Genomic DNA, 15,809 nt, shown 5'->3' on the forward strand with positions numbered 1-15,809 from the left:
ATCGACTTATTCGATGAATGTCATTCTGACGTAGCAGTTCAGGTTTTTAAGGTCGCGCACAATCGCGAATATGCCTGAATGACACAAGCGCCCAATTTCGGTGGTCCGACCAAAGTCCGTGCCGATCTTAAGAATTCACGCTTGTGGCATTTGTATCAATGGAAGTGAACCGGAGGCGGTGATGACCCGTATTGATCTGACGCGACGCCAAGCCATCGCAGGCGCCGTTGCCGCAAGCGTGTTCGCCAGCGCAGGCGCCGGCGCTGCGGAGGGCGAGCCTAAGACATTGACGCGTCGGCGCCTTCGGGTCGGCATGCCCGGATTTCCGCGATCCTTCGACCCGGTCATCGCGACCGATACTGCCATTCGCCGGATCATGCCGCAGCTTTTCGATACGCTGATCACCTTCGACCACGCCCACGACATGGCACTACGACCCAGCTTGGCTGAGCGTTGGGAGCGGATCAATGCGCAGTCGCTGCGGCTGTTCTTGCGCAAGGGAGTGGCTTTCCATGACGGAACGCCTTTGACGGCCGAAGATGTTGCCTTTAGCCTTGGTCCTGACCACCTGCTGGGACCGGGACGCAGCGGAATGTCCGAGGCGCTTCAGTCGCTTGATCGGCTGGAGAAGGTCGAAATTGTCGATCCTTACACCGTCATTGTGCATGCAAAGGGCGGTGACGCGCTCCTTGAGCAGCGTCTGGCTGCTTGGGGATCGGAGATCGTTAGCCAGCGAGCCTTCGTGGCGGCGGGCTCGTGGGAGCGCTGGACCACAGCCCCTGTCGGAAGCGGTCCCTACAAGCTCGTCGATCACAAGCTCGATATTCGTATCTCGTTGACCGCCCACGATGCGTATTGGGGCGGGCGGCCGCCGTTCGATGGCATCGAATACCGCATCATTCCCGAACTTTCCGCGCGCGTGAACGGCCTGCTCGCCAGTGAGCTCGACATTGCCACTGACATTCCGCCGGACCAGTTTGCGGGCATCGAGACGCGTGCTGATCTCGAGGTCGTGGGTGGTGCCGTGCAAAATATCCGCTCGCTCGTCTTCGATCAGACCGCCCCCCTTCTGAAGGATGCGCGTGTTCGCCGTGCGATGAGCCTTGCGCTCGACCGCAAGCTGATCGTACGGAGCTTGTGGGAGGACCGGCTCCCGATTCCGAACGGTTACCAGTTGCCGAGCTACGGCGAAGGCTACATCCACGAGTTCCCCTCGCTTGCCTATGATCCCGACAAAGCCAAGGAGCTGCTGGCCGAAGCGGGCTACAAGGGAGAGCAGATCACCTATCGTCTGCTCAACAATTACTACCCCAATCAGGTCTCTGGCGCGCAGACCATGATCGAGATGTGGCGTGCGGTTGGCCTGAACGTCAAACTTCAGATGATGGAAAACTTCGCGCAAATTCAGCGCCAGCCGGTGCGTGCCATCTTTGATACGTCCAATACGGCGCTCTTTCTGGATCATCTCGGCCATCCCTGGCGTGAATACGGTCCGAGCGGCACCCTGCCAAAGTCGATTGGAATCTGGAGGAACGAGGAATATTTCGCGCTCGGCACCAAGCTCCAGGACACCGTTCAGGGCGAACAGCGCCGGCCGATCATCCGTCGCATGCTCGAGATCATCAACGAGATCGATCCGCCTTGCGTGATCCTGCACGTGTCCGGCCAGTTCTATGGCAAGCGTCGCGACGTGCCGTGGCTGCCGGGGCTGACGCTCGACCTCAATTTCGGCCCGTTCAACAGAGCTCTGATCCGGACCTGATCGCGATGACGCACACCTTGAATCGACCATTGTGCGATAGCAATCCCCCCTCGGAGCTAGCCCTCGGCCAGAGGTCTTGGCGATGACCTGGTTTGACGACAACCTTGCCGCTGGCGATCTTGCGATCCTGTTCAAAGTCTCGCGGACGATCCGACGGGACAGCCGCGCCGCCTGGAAGGCGCGGACGCTGCGCCGCATTCATCAAAGCCTGGCTCCGAACTGCGCCGACAATCTGACAGCGCGCCGGCAAGTGACGGAGCGCCTTGAGATCGGATGCGAGGTCAAGACTGTCGGGGGTACCCGGCCCATGTTTGAAAGCTGCACGAACATCGGCCGTTCCGAGGCGCATGGTACGATCTCATTTGGGGAGCATTCGTGCTCCTATGCAGACGTTGTCGATGCCAGCAGTTCCAGGCGCGCGCGCGCACCTGTCGCGCAATTGTCCCGCTGGGTAGGCACGCTTGCCGCTGATCACCGAATATCGGCGGAGTTGCCACCCGAGGATGCCGCCGTAGCGTCGTTTCTCTCCTGCCGCGGCAAGGGCGGCGTTCCAACCGACCTGGTGCAATCCCTATGATGCGGGAAGGGCAGGGACCTCGCATGGAGCCGCTTCTTCAGGTCGCAGGTTTGCGTGTAGCGTTCGACGGTGTGCCGACGCTGCGCGGAATCGATCTCACTCTACGGCGTGGCGAGTCGCTGGGCATGGTCGGCGAAAGCGGTTGCGGCAAATCCGTGACATGGCTCGCTGCGCTCGGACTATTGACGCAGCGCGCCAAAATAACGGGCAGCGTACGCCTGGCCGGAAAGGAGCTGCTCCATGCGCCAGCCTCTCGCCTCGACAAGGTGCGCGGCGGGCAGATCGCCATGATCTTCCAGGACCCGGCGAGCGCGCTTAATCCTGTGCGCACGGCGGGCGATCAGATCTCTGAAGCCCTGCGCCTCCATCGCAGCATGGACCGCCGCACGGCGCTTGCCGAAGCGCGACGTCTGCTCGACCAGGTCGGCATCCCCGATGCAGCGCGCCGCCTTGGCGCCTATCCCCACGAATTATCCGGCGGGCAGAACCAGCGCGTCATGATCGCCATGGCTCTCGCAGGGCAGCCCGACATCTTGATCGCTGATGAACCTACCACCGCCTTGGATGTCACTATTCAAGCGCAGATCCTTGAGCTTCTGCGGCAGATCCAGCGCGAGACAGGCATGGCGCTGGTCCTGATCTCGCATGATCTCGGCGTCGTCAGCGAGATATGTGAACGCATCATGGTCCTTTACGGCGGGCACATCGTCGAAGAACTGCCGGCCTACCGTCTTTTTGAGCATTCCGCTCATCCATATACGAGAGGTCTTCTTGCGGCTCTTCCAAGCCTGGATGCGCCGCGGCAACGCCTCTTCGCCATTCCGGGTGTCGTGCCAAACGCAGCCGATTTTCCGCCAGGCTGTCCTTTCACCCCTCGTTGCGATCGACGTATCGGACGCTGCAGTGAATGGGCAATTGAGCTCGCCTCGCTGGATGGCGACATCAGACACAGGGCCGCCTGCTTGCATGTCACGAGCGAACCGCCCGCGGGCGAGGTCGTGGCTGCATGACCGGGACTGCTCCGCCGATCCTCCAAGCCGATGGGCTTGTCCGCCGTTATCGCTTGCGACAGGGCCTTTTCCACCGTGCAGCGATGGTCCACGCGGTCAATGGGCTCTCCCTGCGGCTGGCTCGCGGCGAAACGCTCGGACTGGTTGGCGAATCCGGCTGCGGTAAGTCCACTACGGGCCGGCTCCTGATCGGCCTGGACCGGCCGGATGCCGGCACGGTGACCTTCGCCGGAGAAGCTTTGCCTGCTATGGGCGATATTCGATGGCGCCGGCTCAGGATGCGAATCCAAATGGTGTTTCAGGATCCGCTAGCTGCGCTCGATCCCCGCCTGACGATCGGCGCGCAAATGGCCGAGCCGCTCGAAATTCATCGGCTTGGCAGCAAGTCGGAACGAGACGGGCGGGTCAATGCGCTTCTCACGGATGTGGGGCTCAGGACCGATCACCTCAGGCGCTATCCGCACGAAATTTCAGGCGGCCAGCGTCAGCGTGCCGTCCTGGCTCGTGCGCTTGCGACCGATCCAGATCTCATTGTCTGCGACGAGCCAGTATCAGCGCTCGACGTCTCGATCCAGGCGCAAGTGATCAATCTTCTACGCGACCTGCAGGAGCGGCGGCACATGGCGATGATCTTCATCAGCCATGATTTGCGAGTAGTCCGGCTGATCAGCGACCGGATTGCTGTGATGTATCTCGGCGCCATCGTCGAAGAAGGCGCCTCTGAGGCGGTTCTGCTGGATCCTTTGCATCCTTACTCGCGGGCGCTCGTTTCCGCGGTGCCGAGGCCGGGGAGACTTCGGTCTCGCACGATCCTGCAAGGAGATCCGCCCGATCCGGCTGCGCGACCGGGCGGTTGCGCATTCCATCCTCGCTGTCCGGTAGCGCTTCCACTTTGCGCGCGGTTCGCCCCAGAGCTCAGATCCGCTCCTGACGGGCGCCGCGTCGCCTGCCATCTGATCGGCGATCATGGTGCCGAACTCGACAAGGAGGCATGATGGCTCGCTTCATAGCGGTCCGCTTGGCGCGCGCGTTGCTGACCATCGGAGTTGTGGTCACATTCGCGTTCGTGGTGCTGCGCGCCTCTGGCGATCCGGCCCGCGCGTTGCTGTCGCCGGAAACCCCGGCGGAAGCGGTCGAGGCCTTCCGAAAGGCCTGGGGCCTCGATGCGCCACTCTGGGAGCAATACGCCAGATACCTCTTTGCGGTCGTTCATGGAGATCTCGGCCAATCGATGCGTGATGGGCGTTCCGCGATCACGGTCGTCGCCGAGCGCATTCCTGTCACGCTGATGCTGACTGCGCCGGCGCTGATCCTCAATCTGGTGATCGGCATTCCGGCCGGCATCTACGCGGCTCTCAAACGAGATAGCATCGCGGATCGATTGGTGATGATGATAGCGGTCGTGGGCTTCACCGTGCCATCTTTCGTGCTTGGCCTCGTGTTCGTACTGGCTTTCGCAGTCGAGCTTCCCTGGTTCCCCTCGGGCGGCGCCGGCGGTTGGCAGCATTTGGTGCTGCCTGTCATCACGCTGGGTCTGGGCGGCGCGGCCGTTTTGGCGCGTTTCAGCCGCAGCGCCATGCTCGAGGTTCTTGGGCAGCCCTATATTCGTGCCGCCAGCGCCAAGGGTGTCCCTTGGCCCCGCGTCGTGACCGGCCACGCTCTGCCCAACGCGGCGATAGCGGTGCTGACCATCGTCGGCTTCATGGTTGGTAATCTCATCGCGGGAACGGTGCTCGTCGAAAGCGTTTTTTCGTGGCCAGGCATTGGTAGCCTCCTGGTCGTCTCAGTTGCGAGTCGTGATTTGGCTGTCGTCCAGTGCATCATGCTCGTCGTGGCCGCCGCCATGATTACCACCAATGTCACGATCGATCTGCTCTATGGCATGCTCGATCCACGTTTGCGCGACTTGCGCTCTGGGAGGCGGTAAGTGTCGAGCATTTCTGCAGAAAAAGTTCTGCCGTCTTCGAGGATGCGCAGGCTGTGGTGGTGGCGCGACCACGCGATCGGGATAGCGGTTGCCTGGCTGGGCCTCATGCTTCTTGTCGCAATCTTTGCTGATCGCCTCGCCCCTTATGACTATGCAGCCCTCGACCTTCATCATCGCCTTGCTGCGCCTCTTGGCCTCGGCGGAACCATCGCGCATCCCTTCGGTTCGGATGAGCTCGGCCGGGACGTGCTGTCGCGCCTGGCCATATCGATCCGCATCAGCCTACTTATTGCCTTCGGGGCGACGTTGATCGGCGCCGTCCTTGGCATCACGCTTGGCATTTTGGCCGCTCACTTCCGCGGCTGGGTAGAGCAGGTCATCCTCGGTTGTGTTGATTTCCAGGCAAGCATGCCGTTTCTCGTTTTGGCACTCGCAGTGCTTGCCTTCTTCGGCAACTCTCTGCTGCTCTTCGTGGGGCTCATTGGTCTGCACGGATGGGAACGCTACGCCCGCGTCACCCGCGCGCTCGCAATGAGTTCCAACGAGCAAGCCTATGTGATCGCCGTACGCCAGCTTGGCGCAAGGCCATGGCGCGTCTACCTGCGCCACATCATGCCGAACATCGCGTCGACCTTGATCGTCACCATGACGCTCGCGTTTCCGGACATCATTCTGCTCGAGAGCGGTCTTAGCTTTCTTGGACTTGGAGTGCAGCCGCCGCTTACGTCGCTTGGCAATATGGTCGGCTACGGTCGTGACTATCTGACCCGTGCTCCCTGGATCCTTGTGCTCCCCTCGCTGGTCATCTCGCTCACGACTTTGTCAATTTCGCTTGTTGGCGATTGGCTGCGCGACCGGATCGACAAGACATTATCGTGAGGCCTCCAGAACCCTGCTGTCGATCCGACAGCCCCGCGACATCCTGCCTCTCGACTAGCTGCACCGATCCCGCGGCCGCCGCATTCGATGGCAAGGGCACTTCGTTGCCCGGAGCCAGGATCCGCAGGGAGGCCCGAGCGGCTGAGTTTGATGGACCATCTGGGCATGTGAGCTGTTGCTGGTCGAGACGACAAGCCGTGTGCCAGCGCTAGGTGAGCGTGGCAATATTACCAATCGGCTGGATAAGCTAATCATGCGGTGACGTACACACGCACCATCATCTTGGGCGTGAGGGCGAAACTTCAGAACAGTTATGGTCTGCTGACTTGCTACATGCGGGCTTGATGATGAGCTCCAGGATAATATCTGCAGCTGCGGCTGGGCGCTCCGCGTCGGGCATCACCTTTGGATGCCTGATCTTGAATCCGCGGCTGACGGGTCAATGGCGGAGCTCTCTCTCTGGTCGGAAAACGAGAGAGGATACGGATCGCGCTGGTCGCGGGATCGGGAAGTTGACCCGGCAAGGACACTAGGCTCGTGGCGCGACTTGCGATCGGTGCTCGTGGGCGTGAATTCATATCGAGTCTCGCGCGTGCATGTTTGACTGAGTCTACGCCGGAGTTTGCATCTGGCTACTCAACGAGCAAAAGGTCGCGTTTGGCGCTCTGATCGAGTACCTGCCTGCCTCAAGCTCATTACTGGCCGGAAGTCGGCTGGTAGAAAGAGTCGAGCTTTACGCACTTTCCGCCCGTTTTTGGTGAGCCGATTTCCGGACACCGCCACCTGCGACGCTCACTCCGCGTCACCTGATCGACGATCGACTCGGCTTCAAGGTCGTTCCTTTGGCATTCAGCGCGACCGGCAATATCAAAGCTCCATGCCGATCCCATAGTACCCGCATTAAGTATCGGCCAACGCAACCTTAGCTCTGACCAAGCCACCCTGACTTGGCGCGCAAACGCGACAAAGGCGGCTGAGAGTGCAGCTGCAAATGCAGTGTGCCCACATTCTATCCGCTGAGGTGCTGCATCACGGACACGCAACAGGAGGAGCCAGAAAGCTCCGTCAAGCTCTCAACGGAGTTGCTTGGGTCACTTTGGGCGTCGACCCGCGATCGATATTGCGCCTGTTTCAAGACGGTCGCGTTTTCTTGGAATGCCATCATCAAATCAGAACGTCCCATCGCACGATTTGATGTCTGTCACCGAAGGTTTGCGCGACGACGATACAGCCTCGCCCGCACAAGTTCTGACCAAGAGGATAGGGCAATGACATTCTCAAATTTGAGCTCTCCACATCAAACGATCAAACGGCTTGTACTGACGTCAGCGGCAAGCTTATTCGCGTTGCAAGCTGCACAAGCAGGCGATCTTCCTGCCAAGTCCAAAGCGATCGAGTACGTGAGGGTTTGCGCGCTATATGGCGCCGGCTTCTACTACATTCCCGGCACGGACACGTGCATCAAGCTGGGTGGTTATCTGCGCGCTGACTTGGTGTTGAACAGCAATAGCGACTTTGACCCCGCAGCTAATGGTGTTGCGGGAGCTCGAAATCGCCTGAGCAATTCCTACACCTGGCGGTCACGGGAGGGCTTGAGTATCGACACGCGCACTACGACCGAGTACGGCGCGGTTCGCACCTTCTTCCAAGGCGTGTTCAGCTGGACCTCGGGTGGCTATATCGGTGCCGGCACAGGCGAGGTCGCAGGCGCAACCACCTATAACGCTGCTGTGTCCGGAGGACAGGGCAGTGGTGCGATCGCACAGGGATCGCTCGGCGTCTACTCCGCGTTTATCCAGTTCGCCGGCTTCACCGTGGGAAAGGCGGTCTCGCAGTTCTCCGCGCCTTGGACCAACTATCCGGCGAACGAATACGACGATCTACCCGGTGGCGGCGGCTGGGTCACTGGTGTGAACCAGTTGACCTATACTGCCGACTTCGGCCAAGGCATCACAGCGTCGCTCTCGGCCCAGGATCAAGTCGTTTATGGTACAACGAACATCTGGAACGTGAGCGGCGCCACGGCTGCCGGCCTCGCGACGGGGGCCTACGGCACCAACGACATCGGCGCTTCGCGCTCGCCTGACCTTATCGCGATGGCCCGCATCGATCAGGCCTGGGGCCTCTTTCAGGCGTCACTCGCTGCGCATGATAACCATGCGGCCTACTACGGTGTTGACGAAACCACCGGCCATCCAGGGGACAAATGGGGCTGGGCTGCTCAGTTGGCCCTATCACTCAAAAACATCCCGACAGGGATAGGTGACACAATCAACTTGTCCGCCGCGTATACGAATGGTGCGACCCGCTACAACTTCAACGATCTGATGGCGACCACCTACGCGATGTACGGCGGTACGGGCCTGGCTGGCGGTTACCAGAGCGTCGGCCTGGCCGGTCTGTCCGACTCCGTGTTCGTTGCGGGCGCCAGTCAGGAGTTGACCACGACCTACGGCTTCCGTGGTGGCTATACCCATAACTGGGATCCACAGTGGAATACGGCCGTTTATGGCGCGTGGGCCGCCGTTCGGCATGGAAGCACTGCCAAGGGCTATATCTGCGGTGCGTTCGTTGCGGGACTTGCGCTTTCGAGCGGCATGGCTGGCTGTAATCCCGACTTCAATTACGGGGTTGTTGGCCTCGTGACGCGCTGGACCCCGATCAGGAATCTGACCTTTACGGCCGACCTCGCCTACACCATGCTCGACCAAAAATACGCGAGCGGAAGCACGGTAACATTACCGCTGCTTTCGGCTGTCGCCAAACCAGCTGCGACCTACGCGTTAAAGGACCAGAGCACGCTGACACTGCTGCTCCGAGCTCAGCGCAACTGGTGAGTCTCTGCCAAGCCCCAGCGATAAGGAGAAAAGAAAAGGCTCTATCGATCCACATTAACCTCCAAGGAGGCCTTCGGCATGCCCGCCGAGGCCCTTCTTCATCTATGGGCAACTTTTGGTCAGAGGGGGCACGCCCGGTCATTTGCGCAGATAAAGGCCTCGAGCTGAACGGTGAGACACCGAGGCACTTGGGAGATCGAGTGCGCCAGTATATGAATTGTAGGCCCCAACTATTGAATGTTGATTGAAAACGGGCCAGGGGGCGTACTGGAACGGAACTCAAGGACGTAATTGGAGCGACAATCCACCAGGTCCGCGGCCCGAGTGGGGATCGCCCGATTGCTGTGCTCTCTCCGGGGGGGAGGCCGAGATCAGGATCCTCAAGGCACAAATTGAGCACACTGAGGTGGATCAGCTCATCCCTGTCACTGGGTGCTGGCGCATGGCCCAACGCCGCCCATTCTGTCGAGGCTCAGTCTCGATGAAGATCAGTGTTCGAGACATTCGCGATCTCTTTGTCGAAGTCGACCGCAAGCGGCCCGGCATCGCATTTGTTTGAAATCCATCGCTCGGCCATCGAGGAAACGAATGATTCTGTACCACTACACATCCGCCGCAGGGCTCCATGGCATCGTGGCCAGTCGCTCGCTTTGGACGTCACACTATCGCTTTCTCAACGATACATCGGAGTTTCTGCACGGCTGGAAGATCGTGCTCGACGCAATCGATCGTCGTGGCGCCGAGATCAGAGATATCTCATCGCGTGCCTGGGAGACGGTCGCACTCTTTCGTCAGCATGGCAGCGAAGTTCATGGCTTCGTCGGATCTCTGACGTCTGAAGGTGATCTGCTCTCGCAATGGCGAGGCTACAATCGTGGACAAGGCTTCTCAATCGGGTTCAATGCAGACTGGCTTTTGCAGAACGCCGCGGCCCAGGACTTTGATGTCACGCCGGTCCTCTATGACACAGAGGAACAGCGAGCGGCGGCTGACAGGGCGGTGACGCTGCTCATCGGACGGCTGGTGGAAGGGACGGATGAGCCGGAGGGCGCCCGCGCCCAAGTCAGGACCTGGTGGCCGCATGCGCTGAAGACAGCTCTCGTTCTCAAGAACCAGCACTTCCAAGAGGAGCGCGAGCAGCGCCTGGTTTGGGTCGGAGTTTCCTGGCCTGCCGGCCTGAAGACGCGTGTCTCACGAGCCGGCCTTGTTCCTTACCGGGCTTGTCAGTTCGACAAAGTCGTCATCAACAATGCCGCTCTGCATCCCAATAATTGCGGCATCGAAGAAATCATCATCGGGCCCGCGTTGGGGCGACAGCAAACGTTCGCAGTGGAAGCCCTGTTGACCACGCATCGTATGCGCTTGACGATCAAGCGGTCGGATATCCCTTATGTTGCGGACTGAGCGGCTTGGGCTTCCCGGTCCGGGCGGCTTTGATCTGCAGTCTCCTGTCTTGCCGCTTGAAGGCGTTCGATCTATGCGCGATAAGAAGCAAAGTCACAACTTGCGACCGATTTCCAGATGGGTTTCCGATTTCGCCGTAGTTTTAAGATTATCCCGGGCGTCCGCTTAAATCTAAGCGGCAGCGCAGCGAGCGTCTCGCTTGGCCCACGCGGACTGCATTACACCATCGGGCCGCACGGCACGAGAACGACCGTCGGCCTGCCAGGCTCGGGCGTTTCGTGGACGTCCTATCAGCCTTACGCGTCGGTTGGCGCATCGCCGCCCCCTCTGCCGGAAACGCCCAATTCCCCAACCCGAAAACTAAAGGCTTCGGACCAGGGCACTATCATCGACAGTGCTTCTATCGATGAACTGGTCGCCAACTCGACTATCGAGATTACACAGACCTTGGCAGCCGGCCGATCCCGTTGGCGCCGATACAAGATACTCATCGCGATATTGTCGGCGATCTTCGCGTTCGGCGCCCTCATGCTCGCGGGTTCAGCTTCGGCCGTTCCTCCTGCTGCAGCCTTTGTCCTGACTGCCGGAGCGGTGCTTGTCCTCGGATCTCTGGCCATCCATGGCCGCGAAACGAGCACCGTGTCGCTCGAGTACGAGCTGTCAGCGGAGCAGTCAGCGCGGTTTGAGGCCCTGACCCCCACATTCCATGACTTGGCGAGTTGCGGTCGCATATGGAATGTCCCTCGTGAGCGAAAAGAAACGGACTGGAAACGCAACGCGGGCGCCTCGAAGCTGATTCAAAGACACCAGATTTCGTTAGGCAGGGACAAGCCACCTCTGGTCAAAAGCAACGTGGATTTCCTAAAGCTGCCACTCGGAAAAGAGACGTTCTATCTGACGCCTGACGCGATCCTGATTACGGCCGGCAAGACTGTCGCCGGGTTCGCCTACGAAGACGTTGAATTCATGTTTCGAAGCGCTCGCTTTATCGAGGAAGAGACGCCGCCCGCCGACGCGACCGTCGTAGACCAGACCTGGCGCTACGTGAATCGTAAGGGCGGCCCGGACCGGCGCTTCAACAACAACCGGGAGCTACCGATCTGTCTATATGGTGAGATCGATCTTCGCTCGTCCAACGGCGTGAACGAGCGGATCCAGTGCTCGCGCGTTGATGCAGCCGAGAGATTTGTCGCGTCCCTCGCTGCAATGTCTGCTTGAGAATGCGATCCCCGATAAGCACTTTGCACGGCGCTCCGATGCGGACGATAGCGCTGATCGTCCGTCGGACAGGAAACGGCTGCAGCGGCAGCGGGGGATGTGCTGAAGCCGTGTCGCGCAAGCCAGAAGCGAATTCAGAACGTCAAAGAATCCGGCAGGTTTCTCAGGGCAAGTCGATCAGCTGATGCGCAGATTTTCAGCGCTCATCTTACCCGAACGATCTGCCATCAGCTCATAGATGACCCGAACGCCTTCCGCGAGATTGGTGTAGCCGGCCTTCTCGACCGCGCTGATGTGAACGAAGACGTCAGCTCCTCCGTCTTCCGGCTGGATGAAGCCGTATCCCTTGGCCGCATTGAACCACTTCACAGTCCCCGTTGCCATTGCATTATCTCCAACCTGAACGTCCGCGATCTCATCGAAAGGCTGCCTGACCAATAAGGACTTCCGCGCGATAGGCACATCTCACGCTGAGCGCCCCTCACGCGTCCACAATCGTTTACGCCGAGGACGGTTTCTGCGGGCGATTGGTCGTGGCGGCGCAGCCGGCAATGGCGGTCGCTCATCGCCAGCTGGCTCCTCGGCCTGTGCCTCGGGTTGGCCTTGCGCCACAGATCGATCGAGCTTCTCAAGGGTCTCAAGGAAATTCCGTCCCTCCTCAGTGATGGTCCAGTATCCGACCTTCCGGTCGATGAGCTTCTGTCCGAAGATATCGAGGTTCGGCCCGCGGCTCGCGATGCGCTTCATGCGCGCCGGCCACTCGGGCCCGCTGGTGTAAAAGATGGCCAAGTGCTGTTTGACGAGTTCAAGACTGGCTCGGCCGCCCGGCTGCCCGGCAAGTATCTTCAGTATGGACAGCTGAAAGCTCACATGCGCACGCAAAGATTCAATGAAAGCACAACAATACCCGCGCTACCCAAGGCCGTGAAGCGCACATCATCGCTTTTCAAACGGAAACCTTGCCGGGTAAGGCTAACTAAGGGGGCGAACTATTGTAGTCCATATGCAGCCTTCGGATCCGCCACTTTTCATGTGCCTCGCAGCTCGGATCGTGCTGCCTGTCTGGGCCGAGCCGCTCGCCGCCCAAAAACTGCCGATCGGGGACTCGATTTGTTGTCCTTGTTTGTTCTCGCGCGATCGACCCGCAAGCTGGCGCATGCCGTCACCCAAACAGATGAAAAAAAGCTCTGCAGCCACCGAGTGGAATGTGTCCGCTGTGGACGAACTGGACAAGCCTGCGTAAGGCCAAGGGAGCGGAAGTCGCCATTGAGGTCTATGCTTCCTGACTTGTGACCCAATACCGAGAGCACCTCATTTTCCGAGGCGCCAAGACTGGGATCGAGGCCGCGCAGCCCTTGATATGTGACTGCATATCGATGTCTGTGATCCAGTCGAGCAGGCGCGAGCCTACAGAGCTTGTGACGAATTATCCCGCCAGATCTTCATAGCCGATGAAATCGCCACTCATGGTGTGTTCGCAACGCCGCCCTCAAAAGCTCGAGCGTGCAATGCCGATTGTCTTATTTGCGACATGCTGTTGATCCCGCGAGAGGGCGCTTGGATAAGCAGCATCTATAATCAAGCTGTCGCATTTGGCACGGGCTTTGAAGAGTGGGATCTCATCGATTGCTCAGGAGTGCAGGGATGGCTTACGGGATGATGGGCCCTCAGTTCATGGCGTGGATCGGGTCCGAGTTCGGGGCCTCCAATCTTCGCATCAACGCAGTGGCTCGCGGATGAATTTGGCTCCGTGATCGACCTCGCTCGAGCCCGATGCGCGCCGTCACCATTGCGCGATTGCGGCGATTGGCCAAGTCCGGGCGGCATCTGCAACCTCTCCTTGGGGCTTATCGCATGGAAAAATCGAGACCGCGCTGGTCGAAGCCAGCGTCCAGGCCGTGGTCGGTTTTTGCGTCTAAACGTGCGGCCGCACGAGGCTGCCTGTGAGCCAGCATCGCGGGCTGACCGCGAGTTCAGGTCAGGAAGCGGATGCTCCCGTGAAAGAGGCGGCGCTTCGTTACACACAAACCGCGGCATGATTATATGGGCAAGATAGCGAAGACGAAGTCGGTATCAATCGCGCAACCAGAAGTGACGAGACGTGCAGCTGTCCATCGTTTCGCTGTCGAGCTCGGCGAAACTGCGAAACTCGCGTTGCCGATGGTGCTGGCGCAGGTCGGGCAGATTGCGATGATGACGACTGATCTCGCCTTCATCGGGCGCATCAGCGCCGAGGCGCTCGCCGCGGCCGCGCTGGCAAGCCGGTTCTATCTCATTAGCGTCACCTTCGGCGTGGGGCTACTAAGTGCCATCGCGCCTTTGGCGGCGCAGGCGTTTGGGGCGAATAATCTAGCTACGGTACGGCGTACGCTGCGCATGGGCTTATGGACGGCCCTGGTCCTGTCGTTCCCGATCATTGCTGTGGCGCTGCAAGCAGAGCAAATACTGCTTGCGTTGGGCCAGGCCCCAGATCTGGCGCGCCTCGCCCAGCAATACCTCTTCGGATTAGCCTTCGGCGCGGCGCCAGCACTGGCGTTTTTGGCTATCCGCAGTTTCATGGGGGCGGTCAATCGGCCACAACCTGTCTTCTGGATTGCGCTATCAGCCATCCCCCTCAATGCCTTGCTGGTCTATATGCTGACCTATGGGAAGCTTGGCCTGCCCCGGCTGGAGTTGTTCGGGGCAGGGCTTGCGACCACGCTGGTGAACTGCAGCATGCTTTTGGCCGGTTTGTGGTTCGCTGCACTGCGCCGGCCGTTCCGTGACTACCATGTGCTTGCGCAACTCTGGCGTTTCGATTGGCGCGCAATGCGGCAGCTCATCGCAATTGGGACGCCGATCTCCATCGCTTCATTGATCGAGTCGGGACTATTTTGGGCTACGTCGCTCCTGGCGGGCTTGATCAGCACCAATGCACTGGCCGCTCATCAGATCGCTGTTCAGATCGCCGCGATCCTGTTCATGATTTATCTCGGCGTTGGCACGGCCGCAGCCGTACGCGTTGGCCATGCAGCCGGCCGCGACGACAGTGCAGGCGTCAAGCGGGCAAATCTGGCCGCGATGCTGATCGGTATTGTCACCGCTGCAATTCTAACGCTCGCGCTGATCGCCGCGCGTTTTGAGATCGTTGAGCTGTTTCTGGGCAGATCGGACCGCGATTCCGAGGCAACGATCGGCCTCGCTGCAAAGCTCCTCATCGTCGGAGCAACCCTCTTTATCACTGACGCCGCCCAGTGCATTGCCGCAGGCGGCCTGCGCGGACTGAAGGACACGCGGGTGCCGCTGCTATTTGCGGCCATTGCTTGGTGGCTGATCGGCTTTTCCCTCAGCTATTGGCTCGGTCTAAAGGTCGGTTTGGGCGCCATTGGTATATGGATTGGCTTGTCGATCGGAACGACCATCTATGCGGCGCTCCTCGTCCTGCGGTTCCGCCACTTGACAAGCCGCGCTCACTGATGCGCGCTCATCACTGATCCCAAACGGCGACGATACGCCAGCAGGCTTGCCGGTGCCGATGCGATCGGGTCGACCGCAAGATGGCTGAAAATTGAACGTTGCGCTTCATGGCGCAACTGCAAAGATAGGTAAGAAGAGATGGTGACTATCATCGTATTCTTCGATCATTTCATTTCAAAAAACGATAACCAAACTGGTTAGCTCGTTTGAGAGCAAGTAGGAATCCTCAAAGTCTCCTTTGGCGATTTGCAGGCTTTCGAACTTGTCACTCTTGGCAGAATGGCTCAACGGGTCCCTCCCTTCGAGAGCAAAGCCAGCAAATTGTGCGGCCCAGCGGCGGGCACCGGGCGGCGATGCGATCACCATTAGTCAGGGCATATCAATTTTCGACATGCCGACCGGTGTCTGCAAGCTTCACAGCTGCGGAATTCCTCCCAAGCATACGAGATGCATCGCAATCGCTGGAATCAAGCCGCCACGCGAAACGAATCGCATCAGCCACGATTCCGAGCTCAATCGCGATGGCGACCAGATCAGGATCGGCTACGGCGCCGAGCAGGTTCGCTTGGACGCGGCATTTGCCAATCATGCTTGCGAGGCCATGCTATCGACGGCTTGCTGGATGTCCTACCTAACGTTCTTGCCGGGGTCGGACTGCCCTCGGGGCCTGTGATGAATTCCGTGGCTTTGCGCTGCGCCCGGGGACGTGCATCAGGCGATCATGCTCAGACCAAACTGC

The 15,809-nt window shown here is 59.8% G+C and carries 14 protein-coding genes; 10 read left to right on the forward strand and 4 right to left on the reverse strand.

Annotation, left to right across the window (positions count from 1 at the left end):
• Positions 1-118 precede the first annotated feature (118 nt).
• From AC5ZFO_RS23275 to AC5ZFO_RS23315, 9 genes are all read left to right on the forward strand, one after another.
• Positions 119-1,762 carry an ABC transporter substrate-binding protein gene (locus AC5ZFO_RS23275; protein ID WP_496122602.1) on the forward strand — a complete coding sequence of 548 codons (1,644 nt, stop codon included), beginning with the start codon at positions 119-121 and terminating at the stop codon, positions 1,760-1,762.
• Between the two features lie 82 nt (positions 1,763-1,844).
• A complete protein-coding gene (locus AC5ZFO_RS23280) occupies positions 1,845-2,339 on the forward strand; it encodes a hypothetical protein (protein WP_496122603.1) in 495 nt (164 codons plus the stop codon).
• A 23-nt stretch (positions 2,340-2,362) separates the two neighbouring features.
• Positions 2,363-3,349 (forward strand): ABC transporter ATP-binding protein, encoded by a 987-nt coding sequence (locus tag AC5ZFO_RS23285; protein WP_496122604.1) that lies wholly within the window; start codon positions 2,363-2,365, stop codon positions 3,347-3,349.
• A complete protein-coding gene (locus AC5ZFO_RS23290) occupies positions 3,346-4,344 on the forward strand; it encodes an ABC transporter ATP-binding protein (protein ID WP_496122605.1) in 999 nt (332 codons plus the stop codon). The genes AC5ZFO_RS23285 and AC5ZFO_RS23290 overlap by 4 nt, the downstream gene beginning before the upstream one ends.
• On the forward strand, positions 4,344-5,276 hold the full coding sequence (locus AC5ZFO_RS23295) for an ABC transporter permease (protein WP_496122712.1): 933 nt from the start codon (positions 4,344-4,346) through the stop codon (positions 5,274-5,276). The genes AC5ZFO_RS23290 and AC5ZFO_RS23295 overlap by 1 nt, the downstream gene beginning before the upstream one ends.
• A 42-nt stretch (positions 5,277-5,318) precedes the next feature.
• Positions 5,319-6,155: an ABC transporter permease gene (locus tag AC5ZFO_RS23300; RefSeq protein ID WP_496122713.1), complete on the forward strand. Its 837-nt coding sequence runs from the start codon at positions 5,319-5,321 to the stop codon at positions 6,153-6,155.
• Between the two features lie 1,268 nt (positions 6,156-7,423).
• Positions 7,424-8,992 carry a porin gene (locus tag AC5ZFO_RS23305; protein WP_496122606.1) on the forward strand — a complete coding sequence of 523 codons (1,569 nt, stop codon included), beginning with the start codon at positions 7,424-7,426 and terminating at the stop codon, positions 8,990-8,992.
• A 588-nt stretch (positions 8,993-9,580) separates the two neighbouring features.
• Positions 9,581-10,396: a DUF2971 domain-containing protein gene (locus tag AC5ZFO_RS23310; protein WP_496122607.1), complete on the forward strand. Its 816-nt coding sequence runs from the start codon at positions 9,581-9,583 to the stop codon at positions 10,394-10,396.
• A gap of 117 nt (positions 10,397-10,513) precedes the next feature.
• Complete coding sequence (locus tag AC5ZFO_RS23315) at positions 10,514-11,614, forward strand: DUF4236 domain-containing protein (RefSeq protein ID WP_496122608.1); 1,101 nt, start codon at positions 10,514-10,516, stop codon at positions 11,612-11,614.
• A gap of 177 nt (positions 11,615-11,791) precedes the next feature.
• Here the strand turns inward: AC5ZFO_RS23315 and AC5ZFO_RS23320 are convergent, their stop codons facing one another.
• Positions 11,792-11,998, reverse strand: a complete 207-nt coding sequence (locus tag AC5ZFO_RS23320) for a cold-shock protein (RefSeq protein ID WP_496122609.1) — start codon at positions 11,996-11,998, stop codon at positions 11,792-11,794.
• Between the two features lie 81 nt (positions 11,999-12,079).
• A complete protein-coding gene (locus AC5ZFO_RS23325; protein ID WP_496122610.1) occupies positions 12,080-12,484 on the reverse strand; it encodes a hypothetical protein in 405 nt (134 codons plus the stop codon).
• 1,173 nt (positions 12,485-13,657) lie between these two features.
• Here AC5ZFO_RS23325 and AC5ZFO_RS23330 point away from each other — a divergent pair.
• A complete protein-coding gene (locus AC5ZFO_RS23330; protein WP_496122611.1) occupies positions 13,658-15,070 on the forward strand; it encodes an MATE family efflux transporter in 1,413 nt (470 codons plus the stop codon).
• Here AC5ZFO_RS23330 and AC5ZFO_RS23335 read toward each other — a convergent pair.
• Both AC5ZFO_RS23335 and AC5ZFO_RS23340 read right to left on the reverse strand, forming a co-directional pair.
• Positions 15,064-15,222, reverse strand: coding sequence for a hypothetical protein (locus AC5ZFO_RS23335; protein ID WP_496122612.1), 159 nt, complete (start codon positions 15,220-15,222; stop codon positions 15,064-15,066). The two genes, AC5ZFO_RS23330 and AC5ZFO_RS23335, sit on opposite strands and share 7 nt — an antisense overlap.
• A 227-nt stretch (positions 15,223-15,449) precedes the next feature.
• Positions 15,450-15,659: a hypothetical protein gene (locus tag AC5ZFO_RS23340; RefSeq protein WP_496122613.1), complete on the reverse strand. Its 210-nt coding sequence runs from the start codon at positions 15,657-15,659 to the stop codon at positions 15,450-15,452.
• Between the last annotated feature and the right edge of the window lie 150 nt (positions 15,660-15,809).

The organism is Bradyrhizobium sp. Unk1, from assembly GCF_059512345.1.